We start from the raw sequence: 20,075 nt of genomic DNA, 5'->3' as shown, positions 1-20,075 counted from the left end.
GGCAGACATGACCGAAGCGGCCCACATGACCTCGCCCTGCCGTCCTCGCGACGAGGGTGCCGCCCTGGTGATCACGATCATGGTGATGGCGCTGGTGGCCGTGCTGACCACGACCGTCCTCACTGCGACCGTGACCAACCTCGGCTCCAGCCGTCGCGCCCAGGACTCCGCCCGAGCGCTGGACGCGGCGGACGCGGGGATCACCCAGGCGATCTCCTACCTGCGCTCCACGGGCAGCCGTGGTGTGCGCACGACGCCGATCGTCGGCGAGGTCGTCGGGAGTCCCACCCAGGACTACAGCGTCACGATCGCCCCCCTCCCCGCCAGCGACGCTCGCGACCGTCGCTATCGACTCACGTCCCTCGGCACCGCCGGGCAGGGGCGGCGCTCGGTCCAGGTCGACGTCACCCTCACGCTGCGTCAGCTCGGCCTGCCGCTCGGGATCTTCGCCCGTTCCGTGCAGGGTGCGGGGACGCCGGACCTGCGCGACATCAGCATCTTCACGACCGGCTGCGTGTTCAACCGCGCGAAGATCGACTTCTTCGGAAGCCAGGACGCGGCCTACGGGATCCCTCCTGCCGTCCACTCCTCCAAGGTGATCACCGACGGCAACGGCAGCGGCAGCAGCTGCAGTCCGACCGACAACAAGGCGATCCACAAGACCGCCGCCGCTCGGTGCCGCGCCTCCGGTGATCCGCTGCGCTGGGACCAGGACTCCCAGGGGGCGGCGTGTGCCGCGCTGGCCGCCGCCCATCCCGTCTACTACCAGGCGCAGAACCTCGACGCGGATGCCGCCAACGACGTCGACGGCACCTTCCTGCAGGACGACGCCGCCCTTCTGGAGCTCTTCGGCCTCGACGACGACCCGATGCCCGTCGACAAGCTCGAGGAGCTGCGCGCGGTCGCGCGGTCGCAGGGCAGCTACTTCACGACGCGGACCTACACCGTGCCGAACCCGGCTGTGACCCCCGATGCCGTGATGTTCTTCGACCTTGCGACGTCCGACCCGGGCGGCGTCGTCGACCTGAAGGCGCTGGGCAGCACCTGGGGGCAGGGCGGCTGCCAGCAGCGGTCGTTGCTGATCGTGATCGAGGGCGGCAACGTCCGCCTCAACGGCAACGGCGAGGTCGCCGCCAGCATCGTGCTGACCTCGCGGACCTACGGCGAGGTCGACAAGGGCAACGGCACCCCGGACTTCGTCGGCACCATGTTCGCCAACACCGTCAACCTCGCCGGCACGATCGACATCAGCCTCAACGACTGCTTCCTCGACAACCTCAGCCCCAGCCTCTACTCCGTCGTCGTCGACGACTACCGCGAGCTCGACCGCTGACGCTGGCCCGTTCCGGACATGGCGATGACCGCCCCGGCTGCGGAGGTGGGGCGGTGGACTCAGGTCGTGTCCGGTGGGTCGATCAGCTCCGCGATCGAACGGTCGGCCCAGAGGCACCAGGTCGTGTGCCGCTCACAGCGGCGCAGCGCGCTCTCCGACACACGACCCCCACGCAGCCTCGAGCCGGCGACCAGCTCGACCAGCCGGAGGCACCGGGTCGTGTGCCGCACACAGCGGCGCAGCGCGCTCTCCGGCACACAACCCCCAGGCGCCCACCATCCGCCCGCTCCTGCCGGACGTCGCGTGGGCGTGCGCTGGCCTCCCGAGACGTAGCGCCTACTGGATCAGGTCGAAGACCGAGAACATCGGCATGTAGAGCGCGACGATCATGCCGCCGACCAGGACACCGAGCAGCGCGATCATCAGCGGCTCGATGAGGGAGGTGAGTGCCTCGGTCGTGGCCTCGACCTCCTCGTCGTAGAACTGCGAGATGCGACGCAACATCTGGTCGACGGCACCGGCCTCCTCGCCGGAGGCGATCATCTGCACCGTCATCGAGGGGAAGACGTCGTGCCGGCCGAGGGGCTCGGCGAAGGACTCGCCCTGGGCGACCGACTGACGCACGTCGTGCAGCGCGCGGGCGATCACCACCGAGCCCGTGGTGTCGGCGACGATGTCCAGCGAGGACAGGATCGGGACGCCGGCGGACAGCAGCGTGCTCAGGTTGCGGGAGAAGCGGGCCAGGGCGATCTTGGCGAAGAGCTGCCCGAAGACGGGCAGCCGCAGCTTGAGCGGGTCCACGACGTCGCGGACCTTCGGGTCCTGGCCGTGCTTGCGCCACCACACCAGCCCGACAGCGCCGACGACCCCGACGGTCGGCAGGACGTAGCGCATCGAGTTGGACAGGGCCACCAGCACCTGGGTCGGCACCGGGAGCGTCCCCCCGAGGTCGGCGAACATCTTCTCGAAGACGGGCACGATGAAGAGCAGCATGCCGACGCACATGAGGATCGCCATGCAGAAGACGACGACCGGGTAGGTCATCGCCGACTTCACCTTGCCGCGCAGCTTCACGTCGGCCTCGAAGGTCTCGGCGACCTGGCGCAGGGCGACATCGAGGAACCCGCCGCTCTCGCCCGCGCGGGTCATGCTGATCATGAACGGCGGGAAGATCGTCGGGTCGCCGGCGAAGGCGGCGCTCAGCGACTGACCGGACTCGACCTCCTGTCGCACCCGAGCCAGCGCCCGGCGCAGCTCCGGGTGCTCGACCTGCTCGCCGAGGATGCTGAGCGCACGCAGCAGCGTCAGGCCGGCGTCGACCATCGTGGCGAGCTGGCGCGAGGCGATCGCGAGGTCCTTCTGCTTGACCCGCTTGCGACCCAGGGTGATCTCACGCTGGAGCCCGGTGCCGGTCTGCTTGACCTCGAGCGGCACGTAGCCCATCGCGAGCAGCTTCTCCGCGACCGCCTTCTCCGACTCGGCGTTGACCTTGCCCTCGCGGAAACGGCCGCCGGCGTCGCGGACCTTGTAGGCGTACTGGGTCACGGTCACCCGGACCACCCACCCGAAGGACCCGCCGGGGACGCGACGTACGACGACGCCTGGAGCGCCGACCCGGAGCCGACGAGGGCGAGGAAGTCTTCGCGACTGGAGCAGAACTCCAATCCGGCCTCGCGGGTGATGCGGCCGGCGCGCACATGTGCTGCCAGGTGGGCGTTGAGCGTCTGCATGCCGTCGCGGGCGCCGGACTGGAGGGCACCGGGGATCTGCTGGAGCTTGCCGTCGCGGATCATGGCCCGGATGCCGGGGGTGCACACCATCACCTCGACTGCGGGGACCCGGCCGCTGCCGTCGACCGTGGGCACCAGCGACTGGCACACGACGCCCTGGAGCGTCGCGGCCAGCTGGGTGCGGACCTGCTGCTGCTGGCCAGCGGGGAAGACGTCGACCACGCGGCTGACCGTGTCCTGGGCCGACTGGGTGTGCAACGTCGCCAGGACGAGGTGTCCGGTCTCGGCGGCGGTGAGGGCGACCGAGATGGTCTCCAGGTCGCGCAGCTCGCCGACCAGGATCACGTCGGGGTCCTGGCGCAGCACGTGCTTGAGCGCCGTGCGGAAGTCCACCGTGTCGGCCCCGACCTCGCGCTGGTTGACCAGGCAGCGTTGGTGCTGGTGGAGGAACTCAATGGGGTCCTCGATGGTCACGATGTGCCCGCTGCGGGTGCGGTTGACCCGGTCGATGACGGCGGCGAGCGTGGTCGACTTGCCCGAGCCGGTGGGCCCGGTGACGAGCACGAGGCCACGGCGCAGGGCCGCGAAGGTGTCGACCGCCGCCGGAAGCCCGAGGTCGCCCAGGGACCTGATCTCCCACGGGATCAGGCGCAGCACCGCTCCCACGGCCTCGCGCTGCCAGAAGACGTTGACGCGGAAGCGGGCAAGGCCCGGCACGGCGTAGGCGAAGTCGAGCTCGCGGGTCTCCTCCAGCACCTGGCGCTGCCGCTCGGTCATCACGGCGTAGAGCGACTCCTGGAGCAGCCGCGCGGTGAGCACCTCCTCGCCGGGCACCGGGGTCATCTCGCCGCGCACGCGGATGGTCGGCGGCGCGTCGACCGTCAGGTGCAGGTCGGACCCTCCGGACGAGGCGACCTGGCGCAGCAGCCGGTCGAGATCGAGCACCGGCGCCGTCGGACGCATCTCCACGGTCTCAGCCCACGACACGAAGGACCTCCTCGATCGAGGTCCGTCCCTGACGGACCTTCAGCCAACCGTCGTCGCGCAACGTGCTCATCCCCTGCTCTCGAGCGGTCCGGGCGACCTCCTCGGTCGAAGCCCGCCGCACGGTCAGTCGCTCGAGCTCCTCGGTCACGGGCATCACCTCGTGCAGAGCCATGCGGCCGCGATAACCCGTCTGCCCGCACGAGGAGCATCCGCGCGGGCGGTGCAGGACGACGTCGAGGTCCTGCAGAGGTGGAAAGCCGATCGCCTCCAGCTCGTCAACCTCGGGCCGGTAGGCCTCCTTGCACCGAGGGCACAGGCCACGGCACAGACGTTGGGCGACCACAGCGTCGAGCGCGGAGCCCACCAGGAACGGCTCGATGCCCATCTCCACGAGCCGCGTGACGGCCGAGGGCGCGTCGTTGGTGTGCAGCGTGGACAGCACCAGGTGCCCGGTCAGCGCCGCCTCGACGGCGATGTTGGCGGTCTCGTGGTCGCGGATCTCGCCGATCAGCACGATGTCGGGGTCCGAGCGCAGGATCGAGCGCAGCGCGGAGGCGAAGGTGAGTCCGGCCTTGGGGTTGACCTGCACCTGGTTGATCCCGGGCAGCCGGTACTCCACGGGGTCCTCGACCGTGATCACGTTGACGTGCTGCTGGTTGAGGATGTTGAGCGTCGCGTAGAGCGTCGTCGACTTCCCCGACCCAGTCGGCCCGGTCACGAGGATCATCCCGTAGGGCTTGGAGTACGACGTCTCGAAGCGCGCGAAGTTGCCGTCGCTGAAGCCCAGGTCCCCCAGGCCGAGCCGGGTGTTGGAGTTGTCGAGCACCCGGGCCACGACCTTCTCCCCCCAGACGGTCGGCAGCGTGGCGACGCGCAGGTCCATCTCGTGGCCGAGGTGGTTGACCGTCAGTCGGCCGTCCTGGGGGACCCGGCGCTCGGCGATGTCCATCGAGGCCATGATCTTGAGCCGGCTGACGACCCCGTTGACGATGCTGCGCGGTGCGTGGTGGGCGTCCTGGAGGACCCCGTCGATGCGGTAGCGCACACGCAGGTCGTGCTCCGTCGGCTCGAGGTGGATGTCGGAGGCCCGGTCCGCGATGGCCTGGCTGATCAGCAGGTTGACGAAGCGCACGACCGGGGCGTCCTCGGTCACCTCGGTGAGCGAGCCGAGGTCCTCGGGCTCCGGCTCGTCGGTCAGTCCGGACGTCAGGTCGGCGAGCTCGCCCTCCGCCCGGTAGGCCTGGTTGAGCTGGTGGTCGATCTCGGCCCGGGTCGCCAGGCCGAAGACGACGCGACGACCGCTCAGCCGCCCGATGTCGTCCTTGAGGTCCAGGTCGAGCAGGCCCCGCAGGGGCGTGGCGACGAGCAGCATGTCGCCGTCGTCACTGATCGGGATGACGCACGCCCGTCGCGCGAAGTCGGCCGGCAGCAGCGCGGTCGCCACCGGGTCGAGGACGACGTCGGCCAGCTCGAGGAACGGCACCCCGGCGGCGTCCGCCGCCAGGCGCAGCAGGTCGGCACGTGCGACGACGCCCTGGCTCACCAACGTCTCGAGGAGCGAGCCCTCGTCACCGTGAGCGACGGCCCCCTCCACCTGCGCAGCCGTGACGAGGCCGGCTGCCAGCAGCGCCTCCACGGTCACCCCGGCACCAGCAGGAGGTGCCGTGCGCTCGGGCGGCGCGGGCCGCAGGTCCGTGTCCATGGATGGTGCTCCCGCCTGGTGGCGCAGGAGGTCGTGGGCCGCCTGTCAGCAGGAGTCTCGGCACCCCGAGGGCCGACCTTGAGGATCAGCGGGGCAGGACGTCCAGGGCCAGCACGGGGTCGGCGCGGTAGCGCTCCACGAGAGCAGCGGTCGCGGCGTCGATCCGGGCGAAGAGCGCCGTGCGGTAGCCGGTCAGCTGCGCCTCGGCCTGCCGCAGGCTCTCGAGGACGGCGTCGGTCTCGTCCGCCGTGGAGGGCACCTGCCAGACCTGCGCCAGGTCGGGCACGTCGGGCAGCGGCTCCTCGGCACGCACGCGCATGAGGGCCGTCCGGGAGGCGCCGCTGCCGGTGTCCCCGAGCACCCGCACCAGGTCGTCGAGCGCGATCGACCCCTCGGTCGAGCGCCCGGCCTCGAGCAGGTCGAGGCGGGCGTGGACCAGCCGCCGCCAGTAGGACGCCCGGTCCTCCTCGTCGCGCAGCCGCTGGCGGTAGGCCCGCAGGGACGGCAGGTCCAGGGTGTCGAGGGGCACCTCGGGCAGCTGGCTCACGGTGCCGATTCCAGCACACGACGCCCGACCGGCTGCTCCGGCGACCACCCGGTGCGTCGCAGGGCGACGGTGAAGTCGTGCGGGTTGCTCGCCGCGACCATCGCGGTGTCGAGGCTGATGGTGCCCCCCGTCACCAGCGTCAGCAGGTGCTGGTCGAAGCTCTGCATCCCTGAGTAGCCACCCGAGGCGATCACCTCGGTGATGCCGTGGGTCTTGTCCGGCTCGGCGACCGCCTCGGCGAAGCGCGCGTCGCGCACCGCGACCTCCATGACGCAGACCCGCCCCTGGCCGTCGAGGCGCGGCACCAACCGCTGGCAGACAACGCCCTCGAGGGTGACGGCCAGCGCAGCGCGCACCCGCGGCTGCTCGTGAGCGGGGAAGAAGTCGATCAGCCGCAGCACCGTCTCGCGCGCGTCGGTGGTGTGCATCGAGCTGAGCACCACGTGACCGGTCTCGGCCGCCGAGAGAGCCGCGCGCACGGTGTCGGCGTCGCGCAGCTCGCCGATGAGGATGACGTCGGGGTCCTGACGCATCGCCGCCCGCAGCGCCGCCGGCCAGTCGCGCGTGTCCGAGCCGAGCTCGCGCTGGGTGACGGTGGCGAGGCGGTCGCGGTGCACGACCTCGATCGGATCCTCGAGGGTGAGGATGTGCACCGGCCGCGCGGCGTTGACCGCGTCGACCATCGCACTGAGGGTGGTGGACTTGCCCGAGCCCGTCGGTCCCGTGACGAGCACGAGCCCGCGGGGCCGCAACGCGAGGCGTCGTACGACGTCGGGCATGCCGAGCTGCTCCAGCGGGACCGCGCCGTCGCTGATGCGTCGGAAGACCGCGCCGTCCTGCCCCCGCGAGCGGAACGCGTTGACGCGAAACCGTCCCAGCCCCTCGGCCGTCACGGCGAAGTCCGCCTCCCACGTCTCCTCGAAGTCTCGTAGGACCGTGGCGCTCATCGCCTCGCGCAGCGCCCGGCTGACCTGCTCGGGCGGCCAGGGAAGGTCCGTGACCGCCCGCAGCTCACCGGAGACCCTGATCTTGGGCGTGGCCGCACTGCGCAGGTGCAGGTCGGACCCGTCGAGGCGGTGCACGGCCACGAGCAGGTCGATCAGCTCGGGGGTCAACGAGGGCACGGCGGGGCTCCTGTCGTGAGGGACACCGGGAGTCTCGGCAGCCGGGACCGCCACCTGTAGGCCGGGGTCAAGTCCGGCCCGACGGCGACCGATGACCCAGGTGCCGGCGGCTCCCTCGCCGCCGGCGGACCAGGAGGACCCCATGCCCGCCACCGTCGTCGGACTCGACATCGGCCGCTGCGCCGTGCGAGCAGTGGAGCTGCGTCGCTCCGGCCGGAGGCTCGTGGTGAGACGGCACGGCAGCGTCGCGCTCCCCCAGGGTGCCGTCGAAGCCGGGGTCGTGCGCGACCCGGCCGCCGTGACCGACGCGCTCAAGCGCCTGTGGCGCGAGCACCGGATCGGGAGCCGCTCCGTGCGGCTGGGCGTCTGCAGCGGGTCCGTGCTGGTGCGTCACCTCGAGCTCGACTGGATGCCACCGCAAGACCTGCGCCGGGCGCTGCGCTACCAGGTCGCTGACCTGCTCCCCGTGGCCGTGGACGACGCCAACCTCGACCACGTGCTGCTCGGCGAGCTCACGCGGACGGATCCTCGAACGGGTGTCGAGCGACGCGTCGTGGAGATCCTGCTCGTCGCCACCGCCCGCGGCAACGTCGACGACCTCGTGCGATGCGTGCAGGCTGCGGGGCTGCGGCCCGTGACCGCGGACCTCTCCCCGCTCGCCCTCGTCCGCGCGGCCGTGAGCCGAAGCAGCCACCCCGCCGGTTCCAACGGAGGGCCGCTCACCGAGGCCGTGATCGACGTCGGAGCCGACACGGTGTCGGTCGCCGTGCACACGGACGGCGTCCCGCACTTCGTGCGGGTCGTGCCCGGGGTGGGTGGGGAGCTCCTCACACGCGCCCTGGTCGACGAGGGTGGCCTCACCTGGACCGCGGCCGAGGAGGCGAAGCGACGCCCCGGCTCGGCGCTGCCGGCGACCGCGCGGCTCGCGCTGGAGGCCGCCACGGAGCGGCTGGTCGCGGAGATCCGCGCCACCTTGGACTTCCACTCCACCGGCGACCCCGCGCACGTGGCCACCCACGCGGTCATCACGGGTGGCGGTGCGGCCCAGACGGGCTTCGCGGCACGCTGCGCGGCGGCACTCGGCATGCCGGTCACGGCGCTCGACCTCGCGTCGGTGGCCCAGCTGCGCACCGCCGCCATCGACGACCTCTCGGTCTCGATCGGCCTGTGCCTCGGGGAGACGGCGTGAGACCGGCCCTCAACCTCCTCTCCCCCTGGGTGCTCGAGGAGCTCCGCGTACGCCGCCTGCGCCAGCGGTTCGCCATCGGTGCTGTCGCCCTGGTGCTCTCCCTGGCCGGAGGGTGGACCTTCCAACGCCTCGAGCTCGAGCAGGTGCGCGCCGACCTGCGCGGCGAGGAGGCCGTCTCCTCTGGGCTCACCGACCGGATCGGCGGCCTCGCCGAGGTGAGGTCCTACGTGCAGGGGGTCCAGGGGCGTGCCCTCACGGTGCAGGGCACGATGCTCACCGAGGTGGAGTTCTCCTCCGTCCTCGACGCGCTCGCGCAGGCGACCCCCGACGGCGCCCGGATCGAGAGCGTCCAGGTGGTCCTGCCGACCGGGGCCGCCGAGCCGGGCCCGGACGACGCGGTCGACCCGGAGGACCCGGACGAACCTGACGACCCGGGCGACGCGGGCGACGTCGGGGCACGGGGACTCGCGGGTGCCGTGTGCCCCGGACCCGACCCGTTCGCGACCGCGGTGATCATCGGTTGCCTGGACCTCAGCGGCACCGCCACCGACCGCGCGCAGGTGAGCCGCCTCGTGGTCGCGCTCGACCGCAGTCGTCTCTTCGTGGAGCCGTTCGTCTCGACCACCACGACCAGTGACGGCAGCGGGGTCGCGTTCACCGGCTCCGTGGCCCTTTCGCCGGCCGCGTTCAGCGGCCGCTTCGACGACCTGCCCGCCCAGCTGCCCGGAGGTGCCTCGTGAACCTGCGCTCCGCCACCGCCACCCTCCTGCTCGGGTCCCTGGGCCTGGTCCTCCTCCTCGTCGCCGGCTGGCTCCTGCTCCTCGGGCCCGTGACCGGACAGATCGGCGAGTCCCGGGAGGCGGTCACCGACGCCCGGGACCGCAACGTCACCCTCAGCCGGCAGCTCACCGCGCTCCAGGAACAGGCAGCCGACCTCAGCGGCACCCGTGCCGTGGCCGAGGAGCTGGACCGGCTCTTCCCGCCCACGGCCGACCAGCCCGGGCTGTTCACCGCCGTGGTGGGGGCCGCCCGTCGGGCCGGTTACGGCCCCGACGACATCACGACCCTGAGCCCCTCCGCCCCCGTCCCGGTCCTCGACGGCCTGGCCGTCGACCCCACCGTGGTGGCGGAGCAACAGGTCGACCCGGCGACTGCCGACCTCGCTGTCCAGGTGGTGACGCTGTCGGCGGAAGGAACCTTTGACGAGGCCCGCCGTCTGCTCCAGGCGATCGAGCGCCTCGACCGCGCCTTCCTGGTCCGGACCGTCTCGCTGACCGGCTCCGCGGAGGACGCGGGCTTCACCGTCTCACTCACCGGCGCCACCTTCGTCGCCCCGCCGGTGGTGCCGCCCGCGACCTCGAGCTGACCCTCGGGACCGCACTCCCCGCACTCCGTCCCTGACACCCCGACCGAATCGAGCCAGCCGGTGCCCCTCTCCACCACCCTCGCCGTCCTGGGCGTGCTCGCCGTCGTCCTGCTGGGTCTCCTGCTCCACCTGCGGCACGAGCGACACCGGAACGGCCAGGAGGCGATCGCCCTCGACGATCTCGCCCCGATGGTGCCGGCGGCGCCTGCACCATCGGCACCGGCGCCCGCCCGACCGCCTGCTGCGGCGGTCCCCGACGTGCACCAGGTCGCCTGCTGGACAGGGCTCTCCCGCGACCTCGCGTCCGAGGGCCGCCCCGAGCGGGCGGCGCTGGCCCAGTGGGCCGCCGACCTGCACGTCCTCGCGCCGCACCTGTCGGGCCGTCAGGCCGAGCTCGCCGAGCGGCTCGCGCGGCTCCCCGCGGACACACCTGCGGCGACCCTCGCCCGAGCCCGGGAGATCGCGCTCTCGCTCGTTGCCGACGCGACCGGCTCGGTGACCGCGATGCTCGTGCCCGCCGACCACGTCGCGACGCCGCAGCGCAGGACCGGCCCGGGCGCGCGACCCGGGCTCCGCCGCAAGGCCGTGCCCGGCGACCGCGCCGCCTCCCTCGCCCTGGCCGAGCACTGGACCTCGCGTGCGGCGACCGCGGCCGCCCTCGGCGAGCTCGGACTCGAGGCCCGCGAGGCCGAGCTCGCCCGCTTCGACGCCCTGCTGGTCGGCCTGGGCGAGCGCCACGGCGACGCGGACGACCACGTGACGGTGCTGCTCGGCGAGCTGGCCCGCACCGTGGTGCGCGCCCTGCCCGACCCCGAGACGAACAGCGCCTCGACGCATGACGCCCGCCTGGTCCGCCAGACACTGCGCCAGCTGCTGCCGCCCCACGTGCGTCCCCGGCTCGACCTCGACCAGGACCCCGACCTGCTCGTGGTGAACGGTCGATGACATGACCAGCCTGCGGACCCGGATCCGCGCCCACCCGCGACCCACCTGGACGACACCGGGACGCGACCACCTCACCGGGCTCCCGCGGCGAGGCCACCTCGCCGCGGCCGGGCGCCGGATGCTGGCCGCCGCCGTCGGGGCGGAGCTGGTGGTCGCGGTTCTCGTGGTCGACGTCGACCACCTCAAGCGGGTCAACGACGCCCTGGGCCACGACGCCGGCGACCGGCTCCTCGTGGAGGCGACGGCACGCCTGCAGCGGCAACTGGGGAGCGGAGCTCTGGTGTCGCGCCTGGGGGGCGACGAGTTCGCCGTCCTCCAGCCCTGCGCCGACGCGGCGGAGGCTGAGGCGCTCGCGAGCGACCTGCGCTCGTGCCTGCACCTGCCTGTCGTCCTCGGCGAGGTGGTCGTGCCGGGCAGCGCGTCCGTGGGGCTCGCCGTGAGCGGCCGCGACGGTGACACCCTGGCGGTCCTCCTCGCGAGCGCCGACCAGGCGATGTACGCCGACAAGCACGCCCCCCGTTCCTCCCACGGTGCCATGCGCGGCACGCCCGCGCGGCGTTCCCGCCGTACGCCGCCAGGGGACCGCGACCTCGCCCGCGACCTCGCCGCCGCCCTGGCCACGCCCGGCACCCCCGCGCTGCGCCTGCACCACCAGCCCCAGGTCGACGCACGTGGCGGCGTGGTGGGCTACGAGGCGCTGCTGCGCTGGGAGCACCCGACGCGGGGGCTGCTCGCACCGTCCGCATTCCTCCCGGTCGCCGAGCGGCACGGGCTGGCGGCCGCGCTCGACGAGGCCGCGGTCGGCCGCGCCGTGGGTGAGCACGAGTCCCTCGCGACCTGGTCGCCCGGCGCGAGCCAGTCGGTCAACATCTCGGCCCACAGCCTGCTCGCGCCCGACCTGCCGACGTGGCTCGCGGGCCTCCTCGGCGCCACGCGGATGCCGGGCCACCTCCTGACGCTCGAGGTCTCCGAGTCCGCCACCAGCCTGCCCGTGACGACCGCCCTCTACGACGCCCTCGCCGACGTCGGCTGCAGCCTGAGCGTCCAGGAGTTCGGTGCCACGCACGCGTCGCTGACCGCGCTCAGCGACAACACCCTGGTGCGCGAGGTGAAGCTGCCCGCGACCCTGGCGGCCTCCGTCGAGCGCGACCCCGGTGCGGCGCGGCTGGCGCGCGGGCTCGTCAGCGCCGCACACGGGCTCGACCTGCACGTGGTGGCCGAGGGGGTCGAGACCGCAGGGGCTGCACGCCTCCTGCTCGCCCTGGGCTGTGATGCCCTGCAGGGCTTCGGCATCGCACCTCCGATGGCCCTGCTCGAGGTCGCCGACTGGGCCGCCTACTGGGGCCGCGCGCGCTGCGACCACCCCGCCCTCCAGTCGGGACCCCGCGGTGCCGATAACCAAGCCGTCACCACCCCTCGACCCTGACCGGAGACCTGATGGTCGACCTCACCCTGCTCGCCTCTGCCTCTGCCGCAGTGCTGGGACTGCTGGTCGGCTCCTTCGTCAACGTCGTGGTGCACCGGGTGCCGGCCGGCGTGTCGGTCGTCAGCCCCCGGTCGTCGTGCCCGTCCTGCGGCGGTCTGGTCCGCGAGCGCGACAACATCCCGGTGCTCTCGTGGGTCCTGCTGCGCGGCCGGTGCCGCGACTGCCGGGCACCGATCTCCGTGCGCTACCCCGCGGTCGAGGCCGGGACCGCGCTGCTCTTCGCCATCGTCGCCACCCGCGCGCCCGGCCTGCCCGAGGTCCTTGCGATCCTGGCCGTGACCGGCGCCGGGGTCGCGCTAGCCCTGATCGACCTCGAGCACGGCCGGCTGCCCTTCGCCGTGACGGGCTGGGCCGGAGGCCTCGCCCTCGCCGCGCTCGCGTCCGGATGGGTCTCCACCGGGGTCGACGGCGGACCCGGGGCGGCCTGGGACCGCGCCGTGCCGGCCCTGCTCGGAGCCGTCACCTGGCTCGCGGTCTACGCCGCCGTCTGGGCCTCGACCCGTGGTCGCGGGATGGGCCTGGGCGACGTCGCGCTCGCCCCCGTGCTCGGGCTGGTGCTCGGCGCCGTGGGCCCGGCACAGTCCCTCACCGGCCTGGTCCTTGGCTTCCTCACCGGCGCCGCGGCCGGCGCGGTCCTGCTGACCACCCGCCGCGCCGGGCGTCGTACGGCGATCCCGTTCGGACCGTTCATGCTCCTCGGCGCCGCCCTCGGCCTCCTGGCGGGACCGGCCCTCGCTGGCGTCTACCTCCGGGCCGTCGGCCTGGCCTGACACCCGGTCCGATCTAGGCTGGCGCCAGCCCCGGACCGCTCCGGGACCGTCCTGGCGGGAGAGCACATGACGCGTGACGCGCGAGCGAAGCAGGCTTGGCGTCACGCTGCGTCCCGGGCGCGCTCGTTCGTCCACCGACGACGTGGGGTGCACGGCGACCCGCTGACCAGCCTGGGCAACCGGGCGCTGCTGTTCGCCCACGCCGGCGAGATCTCCTCCGGAGGCGCGCTCCGTGCGCTGCTCCTCCTCGACCTGGACGGCTTCAAGCAGGTCAACGACACCCTCGGCCACCACAACGGCGACCTGGTCCTCCAGGAGGTCGCCACCCGCATCAACCGGGCGGTCGGCGACGACGACGTCGCCGTGCGGCTCGGCGGTGACGAGTTCGCCGTCCTGACCGCACCCCTCGACGACGCCGAGCAGGCCTCGGCGCTCGCAGCGGCGATCATCGACCGACTGAGCCGTCCGGTCCGGCTCGAGGGCGTCGACCTCACGATCAGCTGCTCGCTCGGGATCGGCCTCACCGGCCTGGACGGCGACGACCTCGACTCCCTGCTACGCGCCGCGGACCGGGCGATGTACTCCGCCAAGACCGCCGGCCGGGCCGGTGGTGTCCTCCGCGTCGGTGGCTCGGCCTGGCTCCAGGACACGCCCGACACCGGGCTCGTCGAGGACCTCGTCGGCGGACTCGAGCGCGAGGAGCTGCGACTGCACTACCAGCCCCAGGTCGACGTCGAGGGTGCCGTCGTCGGCTGCGAGGCGCTGCTGCGCTGGCAGCACCCGACCCGAGGGCTCCTGGCGCCGCACGCCTTCCTCCCGGCAGCCGAGCGCTCCGGGCTCCTCGACCGGATCACCCTGGTGGCCGTCCGGATCGCGCTGCGCGACCAGCCGGCGCTGTCCGCCGCTGCCGGGCACCCGGTGTCGGTGTCGGTCAACGTCTCCCCCCGCGACCTCCTCGGCCGGGAGTTCCTGCCCGAGCTGGCCCGCCTGCTCGCCGCGACTCCCCCGGCCGCGGCCCACCTGGTCCTGGAGATCACCGAGCCGGCGCCGTTCCCCGTGCCGGCCGTCATCGAGCTGTTCCGACGCCTGACCCGGCTCGGTCTGGCCGTCTCGATCCACGAGTTCGGCGCCGGCCGGTCGTCGCTGACCGCGCTGTCGCAGTATCCCGGTGTCAGCGAGGTCAAGATCCACCCGACGCTGGTCCGTCAGGTCTCTGACGACACGGTGGCGCGGCTGGTGCGGGCGATCGTGGCGGCCGCGCACGGCCTCGGGGTCCACGTCGTGGCCGAGGGCATCGAGGACGAGGAGTCCGCCCGGTGCCTCACCGCGATGGGCTGCGACCGGCTCCAAGGCTTCTGGATCGCGCCCCCCGCGTCGCTCGACGACACGACCGCCTGGATCGACGACCGTGGCCGCCCGCCGGGCCCGATGCGCGAGGTCTAGACCGCATCCAATCACATCCTCCCCAGGGGTCCCATCAGTCACTAGGCTCCCACGACTGGAGGGAGGGAACCTTCCAACAGGACGGACCATCGTGAACTCGACCACGACCTCCGCGCTCACGACCTCCATCACCGATCTGCGCACGCAGGCGGCCACGAGCGGTCGTCGACTCGTGCTGATCGCCGCCTCCCTGTCCAACGGGCCGGACCTCGCGGACGTCTACGGCGTGCGGAGCCTCGACGACGCCACTGCCGAGATCGTGCGCCGCGCCCAGGCGTACGACTCCGTGCCGTGCCACCTGCTGCGGGTCTCGCGACTCGGCAGCTTCCTCGCCGGGGCGATGGTGGAGCCCGACCACGCCGTCACCCAGGTCGCGGCCCTGGTCGACGAGATGCGCGAGATGCTCGACGTGCACGGGGAGCGGGTCTGGCCGATCATCACCGTCGCCGCCCGCGAGTGCGGCCCGACCGACGACGTGTGGGGCACCGTCCGCGACGTCCGTGGCACCCTGGTCACCGCCCAGCGCGACACCCCGGGCGGGACGTCCTGGCACCACGACGACGACGAGGACGTGGTGCCCCACGACGGCCTCACCCTGGTGCGGGACCTCGCGGAGGCGCTCACCGAGCAGCCCGGTCAGGTGGACCTGGCCTACCAGCCCGTCGTGGACCTACGACACGGCGCGATGACGGGCGCCGAGGCACTGCTGCGCTGGCACCACCCGCTCCGAGGCCCCGTCGGACCGCTGGTCGCGATCGAGGCGGCCGAGCGCACCGGGTTGATCCACCCGCTCGGTCGCGTGGTGCTCGAGCGAGCCGTGCGCCAGCTCGCCTCCTGGCGTGGCCGCGTCGGGCCGACCTTCCGCATACACGTCAACGTGTCCCCCATCGAGCTGCGCGAGGCGTCGTACGCCGACGGCGTCGCCGCCACCCTGCGGCAGTGCGGGGTGCGGCCGCAACAGCTGTTGCTGGAGATCACCGAGACAGCGCTGCTCGCCGACGACCCGCGGGTCCTACGCACGATCACCGCTCTGCACCAGATCGGCGTGGGGCTGGGCATCGACGACTTCGGCACCGGCTACTCCTCGATCCGGCACCTGCACCGGCTGCCCATCGACACCGTCAAGGTCGACCGCTCCCTGGTCGCCGGCATCGCGACCTCGCCCTCCGACTTCGCCCTGACCCGCGCCGTGCTCGGTCTGCTCACCACCACCGGTGCGACCGTGGTGGCCGAAGGCATCGAGGACCCGGCTCAGCAGGCGCGGCTGCTGGCGATGGGCTGCACGCTGGGCCAGGGCTACCACCTGGGCCGGCCCGTCGCCGCCGACGCCCTCTTCTCGACAGCCGGCTGGTCCCGTGGCGGGGCGACGGGGATGCTCGGGGCATGACCGTCCTCGCCCCAGCCGGGGACGTCATCCGGGCCGAGGAGGCGACTCCACGATCCGCATGACGTCGTGCCTTAGTTCGGCGAAGGGTCGGCACCCGACTCGAGCCAGCCGCGGAAGGCCTCGAGGTTGGCCGTGGGCTCGCCGCGCAGCTTGCGCCACTCCCACTCCTTGCGGATCGAGGAGGCGAAGCCGAGCTCGAGGATCTGGTTGAACGAGTCGTCCGCGTAGGACAGCACCGAGCCGATCACCCGGTCGAGCTCGTCGGTGGTGATCGCCGAGAGCGGGAGCCGGCCGTCGAGGTAGATGTCGCCGAGCTGGTCGACGGCGAACGCGACGCCGAAGAGACGCAGGTTGCGCTCCAGGAGCCAGCGGTAGACACGCTCGTGGTTCTCGTCGGGCTTGCGGCACACGAAGGCGTGGATCCCGAGGGCGTGCGCACCCACGTCGAGGCGCACCGCGACCTGGAGCTTCTTCTCCCCCGGCAGGGAGACCGAGAAGACGCCGGGATTCGACTCGTCGAACTCGATCTCGTTGGCGGTCAGGTAGTCACGGACGACATCAGCGCTCACGCCACAGACTCTCGCATGGCACTCCTAGCGCGGGCGTAGACGTCGAGGGTCTGGGCCGCGGTCGCCTCCCACGAGAACTGCCGCGCCTGGGCCCGCGCTCCGTCGCGCAGTCGGGCCAGGAGGTCGGGGTCACCGAGCACCCGACCGAGCGCCCCGGCCCACTCGTCGGCGTCGTGGCCCTCCACGAGCAGCCCGCTGTGCCCGTCGCGTACGACGGTCGTGAGGCCGCCGACCGCGGCCGCGACCACGGGGGTCCCCGCCGCCTGCGCCTCGGCCGCGACGAGCCCGAAGGACTCGTTGTAGGACGGGACGGCGACCAGCGTCGCGGCGGCGTACCAGCGCGAGAGGTCGGCCTGGGAGACCGGTGGCACGAAGCGCACCACGTCGTCGATGCCGAGCTCGCGGGCGAGGGCCGCCAGCGACTCGGGTCGGTCCAGACCGCTGCCCGAGGGACCGCCCACCACGGGGACCACGACCCGTGAGCGCAGCCCGGGGTCGCGGGCGAGGAGGGCGGCCACCGCGCGCAGCAGGACGTCGGGCGCCTTGAGCGGCTGGATGCGGCCGGCGAAGAGCAGCACGTGGGCGTCGAGGGGCAGGCCGAGCTCCGCGCGCACGGTGTCGCGATCGACCGGACGGAAGACCGCGAGGTCGACGCCGGGGTGGACGACCTCGACCCGCCCGGGGTCGGCGTCGTAGAGGTTGATCAGCTGCTTGGCCTCGAGGTCGGTGTTGGCGATGAGCATGTCGGCCGCCTCGACGACCTGCTCCTCGCCGATGATCCGCGCACTCGGCTCGGGGGTGTCGCCGAGGGCGAGCGCGGCGTTCTTGACCTTGGCCATGGTGTGCATCGAGTGGACCAGGGGCACGCCCCAGCGATCGCGCGCGAGGGCGCCGACCTGGCCGGAGAGCCAGTAGTGCGAGTGCACGGCGTCGTAGTGCCCCAGCGGCTGCGCGGCCTCGGCCCGCAGGACCTCGCGCGCGAACACGCACAGCTGGCCGGGCAGCTCGCCCTTGGTCAGCCCCTCGAAGGGACCGGCGTGGATGTGGCGCACGCTGACGCCGTCGCAGGCCTCGACCACCGGCGGCAGCGTCGAGGTGGTGGCGCGGGTGAAGATGTCGACCTCGATGCCCTGGTGGGCCAGTCGCTTGGCGAGCTCGATGACGTAGACGTTCATGCCGCCCGCGTCGCCCGTGCCGGGCTGGTCCAGGGGGGAGGTGTGCAGGCTGATCATCGCCAGACGCCGGATCGGCTGCATGTCACTCCTTCGGTCGCACGAGTCGCGGACGCACCGCGCCCTCCAACCGAACCACGCGAGGGGCTCGGTGATTCCCGCCGTCCCAACCGCCGTCCCAACCGCCGTCCCAACCGTCGGCGCGGGTCAGGCGGAGTGCGAGCCCGCTGGGTGTCGCTCGCCGCGGGAGCGCACCAGCGCGCGGACGCAGACCAGCGCCACCACGACCCCCGCGACCGCGTCGACCACGCGACCGTCGCCCTCGCCACCGACAACCTCCACGACCGACCAGACGAGCACGGGGAGGGCCACGGCCACGATGGCGCGCAGCCACGTCGCGCTGGTGCTGACCAGTCCCGCCCCGAGGGCGGCGAGCGCGAGGGCGAGCAGCACGAGGCCCGGCCAGCGGAGGGCGTCGACGCCGGCGGCGGCGCGGACCAGGAGACAGAGTCCGCCCAGGACACCGGCGACGCGGGCGAGGAGGGTCAGGGGCACGGGGGGAGTCTGCCACCGGTGAGGCCCGTGCGACGAGACCCGTCAGAATGGCCGCATGAGCACCTCACGCACCGCCGTCGTCACCGGGGCCAGCAGCGGCATCGGCGCCGCCACCGCCCGCACGCTGGCCGCCCAGGGCTTCCACGTCTTCTGCGCCGCTCGGCGCGTCGACCGGATCGAGGCCCTCGCCGCCGAGATCGGTGGCACGGCGGTCGCGTGCGACGTCACCGACGCCGACGCGGTCGCCGCGCTGGCCGCGCGCGTCGGCGAGCGGCTCGACGTACTGGTCAACAACGCGGGGGGCGCGTTCGGCTCCTCCCCCGTCGCCCAGGCCGACAGCGACGAGTGGCGCCAGATGTTCGAGGTCAACGTGATCGGCCTGATGCAGGTCACCAAGGCGCTGCTGCCGGCCCTCCTGAGCTCGGGCGAGGGCGTGATCCTCAACGTCGGCTCGACCGCCGGCCGGATCGCCTACGAGGGCGGAGCGGGCTACACGGCAGCCAAGCACGGCACCCAGGTCGTCACCGAGACGCTGCGCCTGGAGCTGTGGGACCAACCCGTGCGGGTGTGCGAGATCGCGCCCGGCATGGTGCGTACGGACGAGTTCGCCCTGGTGCGCTTCGACGGCGACCAGGAGAGGGCCGACGCGGTCTACGAGGGCGTCGCCGAGCCCCTGACCGCCGAGGACGTGGCCGACGCGATCGGCTGGATGGTGACCCGTCCGGCCCACGTCAACATCGATGAGCTGGTGATCCGGCCGCGCGCGCAGGCCGCTCAGCACAAGGTGCACCGGGTGCTTCCCGACTGAAGGTCCTACTGGACTGAGGACGTTTGTTACCGAACCCTTGTCGTCGGGTGGACGTGACGTGGGCCTGACGTGGCGGCCCCGAGCCTACGGTTCTGTTGTCCGCCGGAAAGCACGAGGGAGTCGGCGGAAACGGGTAGGGCGCCGAGGGTCTGGGGGGACCGCGGGGCCCGCACCCACCGTTCAGGAGTTGACCCGCTCGTCGCGTCGGGAGCCGCGTCCACGAGCGGGTCCTTCTGCGTCCGGGGGCCTCCCGGGTGGCAGACTGCGGTCCGTGCAGACCATCGGACTCATCGGCGGCATGAGCTGGGAGAGCAGCGCCGCCTACTACGAAGCCCTCAACGTCGGTGTGGAGAAGCGCCTCGGCGGCCTCAGCTCGGCCCGGACCATCATGTCGTCGGTCGACTTCGCCGAGGTCACCGCGCTCCAGGAGCAGGAGCGCTGGGACGACGTCGCGGCGATCCTCGTCTCGGCAGCCCAGGGCCTCGAGCGCGCGGGCGCCGACTTCCTGTTGCTCTGCACCACGACCTTCCACCGCGTCGCCGACCAGGTCGAGACCGCGGTCGCGATCCCGGTGCTGCACCTGGCCGACGTCGTCGCCGAGGCCGTCAAGGCGCAGGGCCTCGACTCGGTCGGCTTCATCGGGACCACCTTCGCGATGTCGCGCTCGTTCTTCACCGACCGGCTGGCCAGCCACGGCCTCACGGTCCACGTGCCGGAGGAGCGGCACCACGACGCCATCAACCGGGTCATCTACGACGAGCTCGTCCACGGCAAGGTGCTCGACACGTCGCGCCGCACCATCGTGGGGCTGATCGAGGAGCTGTGGGACGCCGGCGCCGGCGGCCTGATCCTCGGTTGCACCGAGCTCGAGCTCCTCGTCCACCAAGCCGACTCCGAGCTGCCCGTCTTCCCCGGCACGACCCTGCACGTCGCCGCCGCCCTCGACCGCGCGCTGGACTGAG

Annotated in this window: 19 protein-coding genes; 11 read left to right on the top strand and 8 right to left on the bottom strand. The window is 72.9% G+C overall.

All coding sequences use genetic code 11. From position 1 onward, the window contains the following. Positions 1-7 precede the first annotated feature (7 nt). Positions 8-1,333 carry a hypothetical protein gene (locus RMN98_RS13465; RefSeq protein ID WP_309649330.1) on the top strand — a complete coding sequence of 442 codons (1,326 nt, stop codon included), beginning with the start codon at positions 8-10 and terminating at the stop codon, positions 1,331-1,333. Between the two features lie 336 nt (positions 1,334-1,669). Here RMN98_RS13465 and RMN98_RS13460 read toward each other — a convergent pair whose 3' ends face one another. The 5 genes from RMN98_RS13460 to RMN98_RS13440 all read right to left on the bottom strand — a co-directional run bounded on the left by RMN98_RS13460 (position 1,670) and on the right by RMN98_RS13440 (position 7,423). After that, entirely contained in the window at positions 1,670-2,884 is a 1,215-nt protein-coding gene (locus tag RMN98_RS13460) for a type II secretion system F family protein (protein ID WP_309649329.1), read from the bottom strand. Next, positions 2,881-4,050 carry a type IV pilus twitching motility protein PilT gene (locus tag RMN98_RS13455; protein ID WP_309649328.1) on the bottom strand — a complete coding sequence of 390 codons (1,170 nt, stop codon included), beginning with the start codon at positions 4,048-4,050 and terminating at the stop codon, positions 2,881-2,883. Before RMN98_RS13455 ends, RMN98_RS13460 begins: the two co-directional genes overlap by 4 nt. Continuing rightward, a complete protein-coding gene (locus tag RMN98_RS13450; RefSeq protein WP_309649327.1) occupies positions 4,037-5,752 on the bottom strand; it encodes an ATPase, T2SS/T4P/T4SS family in 1,716 nt (571 codons plus the stop codon). Before RMN98_RS13450 ends, RMN98_RS13455 begins: the two co-directional genes overlap by 14 nt. Positions 5,753-5,837: 85 nt before the next feature. Beyond that, positions 5,838-6,299, bottom strand: coding sequence for a hypothetical protein (locus RMN98_RS13445; protein ID WP_309649326.1), 462 nt, complete (start codon positions 6,297-6,299; stop codon positions 5,838-5,840). Further along, positions 6,296-7,423, bottom strand: coding sequence for a PilT/PilU family type 4a pilus ATPase (locus RMN98_RS13440; protein ID WP_309649325.1), 1,128 nt, complete (start codon positions 7,421-7,423; stop codon positions 6,296-6,298). Before RMN98_RS13440 ends, RMN98_RS13445 begins: the two co-directional genes overlap by 4 nt. Before the next feature lie 142 nt (positions 7,424-7,565). Here RMN98_RS13440 and pilM point away from each other — a divergent pair, with 142 nt between their 5' ends. From pilM to RMN98_RS13400, 8 genes are all read left to right on the top strand, one after another. Then, positions 7,566-8,612 (top strand): type IV pilus assembly protein PilM, encoded by a 1,047-nt coding sequence (gene pilM / locus RMN98_RS13435; protein ID WP_309649324.1) that lies wholly within the window; start codon positions 7,566-7,568, stop codon positions 8,610-8,612. Beyond that, positions 8,609-9,352, top strand: coding sequence for a hypothetical protein (locus RMN98_RS13430; protein WP_309649323.1), 744 nt, complete (start codon positions 8,609-8,611; stop codon positions 9,350-9,352). The genes pilM and RMN98_RS13430 overlap by 4 nt, the downstream gene beginning before the upstream one ends. After that, positions 9,349-9,978, top strand: a complete 630-nt coding sequence (locus RMN98_RS13425; RefSeq protein WP_309649322.1) for a hypothetical protein — start codon at positions 9,349-9,351, stop codon at positions 9,976-9,978. Before RMN98_RS13430 ends, RMN98_RS13425 begins: the two co-directional genes overlap by 4 nt. Before the next feature lie 60 nt (positions 9,979-10,038). Then, entirely contained in the window at positions 10,039-10,923 is an 885-nt protein-coding gene (locus tag RMN98_RS13420; RefSeq protein WP_309649321.1) for a hypothetical protein, read from the top strand. A 1-nt stretch (position 10,924) separates the two neighbouring features. Beyond that, on the top strand, positions 10,925-12,349 hold the full coding sequence (locus RMN98_RS13415; RefSeq protein ID WP_309649320.1) for a bifunctional diguanylate cyclase/phosphodiesterase: 1,425 nt from the start codon (positions 10,925-10,927) through the stop codon (positions 12,347-12,349). A gap of 11 nt (positions 12,350-12,360) precedes the next feature. Further along, on the top strand, positions 12,361-13,179 hold the full coding sequence (locus RMN98_RS13410) for a prepilin peptidase (RefSeq protein WP_309649319.1): 819 nt from the start codon (positions 12,361-12,363) through the stop codon (positions 13,177-13,179). Between the two features lie 147 nt (positions 13,180-13,326). Further along, a complete protein-coding gene (locus tag RMN98_RS13405; protein WP_309649318.1) occupies positions 13,327-14,622 on the top strand; it encodes a bifunctional diguanylate cyclase/phosphodiesterase in 1,296 nt (431 codons plus the stop codon). A 91-nt stretch (positions 14,623-14,713) separates the two neighbouring features. Continuing rightward, positions 14,714-16,009, top strand: coding sequence for an EAL domain-containing protein (locus RMN98_RS13400; protein ID WP_309649317.1), 1,296 nt, complete (start codon positions 14,714-14,716; stop codon positions 16,007-16,009). Positions 16,010-16,080: 71 nt separating this feature from the next. Here the strand turns inward: RMN98_RS13400 and RMN98_RS13395 are convergent, their stop codons facing one another. The 3 genes from RMN98_RS13395 to RMN98_RS13385 all read right to left on the bottom strand — a co-directional run bounded on the left by RMN98_RS13395 (position 16,081) and on the right by RMN98_RS13385 (position 18,305). Then, complete coding sequence (locus RMN98_RS13395; RefSeq protein ID WP_309649316.1) at positions 16,081-16,578, bottom strand: YbjN domain-containing protein; 498 nt, start codon at positions 16,576-16,578, stop codon at positions 16,081-16,083. Further along, entirely contained in the window at positions 16,575-17,834 is a 1,260-nt protein-coding gene (mshA, locus tag RMN98_RS13390; protein WP_309649315.1) for a D-inositol-3-phosphate glycosyltransferase, read from the bottom strand. Before mshA ends, RMN98_RS13395 begins: the two co-directional genes overlap by 4 nt. Positions 17,835-17,957: 123 nt before the next feature. Continuing rightward, positions 17,958-18,305 carry a hypothetical protein gene (locus tag RMN98_RS13385; protein ID WP_309649314.1) on the bottom strand — a complete coding sequence of 116 codons (348 nt, stop codon included), beginning with the start codon at positions 18,303-18,305 and terminating at the stop codon, positions 17,958-17,960. Positions 18,306-18,360: 55 nt separating this feature from the next. Between RMN98_RS13385 and RMN98_RS13380 the strand changes: the two genes are divergently transcribed. Then, entirely contained in the window at positions 18,361-19,113 is a 753-nt protein-coding gene (locus RMN98_RS13380; protein WP_309649313.1) for an SDR family oxidoreductase, read from the top strand. Between the two features lie 271 nt (positions 19,114-19,384). Beyond that, entirely contained in the window at positions 19,385-20,074 is a 690-nt protein-coding gene (locus RMN98_RS13375; RefSeq protein ID WP_309649312.1) for an aspartate/glutamate racemase family protein, read from the top strand. Position 20,075 lies beyond the last annotated feature (1 nt).

It is taken from the genome of Nocardioides sp. (assembly GCF_031397825.1).
Classification (GTDB): domain Bacteria; phylum Actinomycetota; class Actinomycetes; order Propionibacteriales; family Nocardioidaceae; genus Nocardioides.
Note: the sequence above shows the minus strand (reverse complement) of the source record. Positions and strands in the feature narration are given on the sequence as shown.

Bases quoted from the DNA above. Each gene is read 5' to 3' on its own strand.
- pilM (WP_309649324.1), top strand. From the start codon at position 7,566: ATGCCCGCCACCGTCGTCGGACTCGACATCGGCCGCTGCGCCGTGCGA.
- RMN98_RS13410 (WP_309649319.1), top strand. From the start codon at position 12,361: ATGGTCGACCTCACCCTGCTCGCCTCTGCCTCTGCCGCAGTGCTGGGA.
- RMN98_RS13465 (WP_309649330.1), top strand. From the start codon at position 8: ATGACCGAAGCGGCCCACATGACCTCGCCCTGCCGTCCTCGCGACGAG.
- RMN98_RS13450 (WP_309649327.1), bottom strand. From the start codon at position 5,752: ATGGACACGGACCTGCGGCCCGCGCCGCCCGAGCGCACGGCACCTCCT.
- RMN98_RS13380 (WP_309649313.1), top strand. From the start codon at position 18,361: ATGAGCACCTCACGCACCGCCGTCGTCACCGGGGCCAGCAGCGGCATC.
- RMN98_RS13415 (WP_309649320.1), top strand. From the start codon at position 10,925: ATGACCAGCCTGCGGACCCGGATCCGCGCCCACCCGCGACCCACCTGG.
- mshA (WP_309649315.1), bottom strand. From the start codon at position 17,834: ATGCAGCCGATCCGGCGTCTGGCGATGATCAGCCTGCACACCTCCCCC.